Source organism: Pararhizobium sp. P1_E7, assembly GCF_056405855.1.
Map to the genome: position 1 here is coordinate 1 of NZ_JBFUBH010000229.1, position 981 is coordinate 981.

General features: G+C 63.6%; 1 protein-coding gene. It reads left to right on the forward strand.

Features of this window, described 5'->3' with window-relative positions:
- Positions 1-107: 107 nt before the first annotated feature.
- A complete protein-coding gene (locus tag AC1D17_RS29105) occupies positions 108-965 on the forward strand; it encodes a LysR family transcriptional regulator (protein WP_477568658.1) in 858 nt (285 codons plus the stop codon).
- The last annotated feature ends 16 nt before the right edge of the window (positions 966-981 follow it).

Sequence of the window (981 nt, forward strand, 5' to 3'; positions counted from 1 at the left end):
AAATGGTATATTGGCCGTTATAGAACGGGACTTGCTCGGGGGAGGGCCGAGTAATTTCTGTGGGAGGCAATTGTCGGATCGAGACACTAAATGTGCATGGCAGAAGAATGAATCGCTATCCGATGTTCGGTCCGCAGCTTCTGATCAGCTTCGTGGCGGTCTGCGAAACCAGCAGCTTTACCCGCGCTGCCGACCGGGTCTCGCTTTCGCAGTCAACGGTCAGTCAGCAAGTCCGCCGGCTGGAGGAGCTCCTGGGCAGGACGCTCTTCGCACGCACCTCGCATGAGGTTCGGCTTACCGAAGAGGGTATCAAGCTTCTGAGCTATGCGCGCCGCATCATCGCGCTCAACGAGGAGGCGCACGACGCGCTGACCGGTCCCTGGCGCGACGGTGTCCTTCGGCTCGGCATGCCCGAGGATTTCACCGTGCCGACCGTCGATCTGCTGGCGGCCTTCAAGCGCGAGCATCCGCATCTCCGGCTCGACGTCACCAGCGGGCTCAGCTTCGACCTGCACCAGGGCTATCTTGCGGAGGAGCTGGATCTGGTCCTCGTCAAGCAGCACCGCGTGCATCTGCCGCGTGCCAGCAGGCCGGAGCCATTGCTTTGGCTCGACAGCCAGGAACATCCGGCAATCGAACAATCGCCGGTGCCACTCGCCGTTTTCCCGGTGAACGGCCTCTACCGCGAGGAGTTGTGTCAGACGCTCGACAGTCTCGGCATCCGCTGGCGCGTCAGCTATAGCAGTGCCGGTCTCGCCGCGCTTGCCGCGGCTTCCGCCGCCGGCCTTGGCCTCAGCCTGCTGCCGGCAAGCTGCCGCCTACCCTCGCACCGCGTCCTGGGGAGCGCCGAGAGGCTGCCGCCGGTCGAGGATTTCGAACTGGCCCTGTTTTATCGTGACGCCGCCGCCGCTGCCACGCTCGACCTTGCGGAACGGCTCATCGCCTTCTGCGGTCTCACACGCTGAACTGCCATCATTGGCA